At 37.2% G+C, this 1,289-nt stretch carries 1 protein-coding gene; it reads right to left on the bottom strand.

What is annotated here, in order from left to right:
• Positions 1-41: 41 nt before the first annotated feature.
• A protein-coding gene (locus tag ACE4RR_RS21485; RefSeq protein ID WP_375537454.1) for an IS3 family transposase occupies positions 42-1,204 on the bottom strand; the annotation gives its coding sequence in 2 pieces (ribosomal slippage) (positions 42-928 and positions 928-1,204; 1,164 coding nt in all).
• Positions 1,205-1,289 lie beyond the last annotated feature (85 nt).

Genomic DNA, 1,289 nt, shown 5'->3' with positions numbered 1-1,289 from the left:
TAGACTGACCTAGTTATATGAGACAGTAATAAAACACCTTCTTAGGCTACCATGTCACCAAAATCTATTGGTGTATGGTAGCCTAATTTTTCTTGGATACGCTCATTGTTATAATACTTCATAAATTGATCGACACGTTCCTTTACTTCTTCTAAAGACAACGAATTGAATTTAACATATTGAAACTCTTCTGATTTCAAGTTCGAATGGAAAGACTCAATAACAGCGTTGTCCCAACAGTTTCCTCGGCGCGACATACTACTGACTACATTCTTTTCTTTCATCCGATTTTGATAAGTATAGGAAGAATAAACACTTCCTTGATCTGAGTGAATGATGACTCCTTTGGGGTTTCCTCGTGCTTCTAATGCTTCATCTAAGGTATCGATCACCAACGGGATTTGTTGATGAGTATAAAGCTTATAAGCAACGATTTGATTATTAAACAAGTCCATGATCGTTGATAAATATAAAGTGTCCGGACCATATTGAATGTAGGTTACATCCGTTACCCACTTTTGGTTCGGTTTGACTGCGTGAAATTCTCGCTGTAATAAATTTGGGGCGACAATGACAGAGTCCCCTTGAGATTTCCACCTTCTTTTTGGCTTCACTCTACATTGAAGGTGGTGTTTCTGCATGATCCGTTGAACAGTATTACGGTTCAATTGGATCGTATAGTCACGTTTTAATAGCTCCTTGATTTTACGATGACCATAACGATACTTTGTTTTTTCGCAAAGGTATATAATTATTTCCTCTTCCTTAGGCAACTCGACTGGGTGCGCAGAGGCCCAGCGATAATAAGTAGATCTGGGAACATTTAAAGCTGATAAGATAGCTGATACTGTATATTTTTTTCGTAACGTTTGAACTAGTTGGAGGACGATTTCTTTTTCAGCTCCTTTTCGATCTCCAAAAACTTTTTTAAGATGTCATTCTCCTGCTTTAAATGATTCATTTGACGTTCTTTCTTCTCTTCACCACTTGAACTTTTAGGTCCATGACCATATGAATATTGTTTCCCTATTGGTTGATCAAACCGATGAACCTGATTTTCACGATACCATTTCATCCACGTTTTGATTTGAGACACATTTTTAATCCCATACTTATTCATGATCTCTTGATTCGTTAACTGCCCACTCATCTTATCTTTCACGACTGCCCACTTCACTTCATTTGAATATACGTTTTTGCCCATGCAAAAACACCTCCGAATTAGTACTTTGTTTAAGTGTACCATTCCGAAGGTGTTTTATAGTGTCTCGTTAATTTAGGTTAGTCTA

This window comes from Alteribacillus sp. HJP-4 (assembly GCF_042139015.1).
In the GTDB taxonomy this organism is placed as follows: Bacteria; Bacillota; Bacilli; order Bacillales; family Marinococcaceae; genus JBHIKY01.
This window is presented reverse-complemented; position numbering and strand designations above follow the sequence as displayed.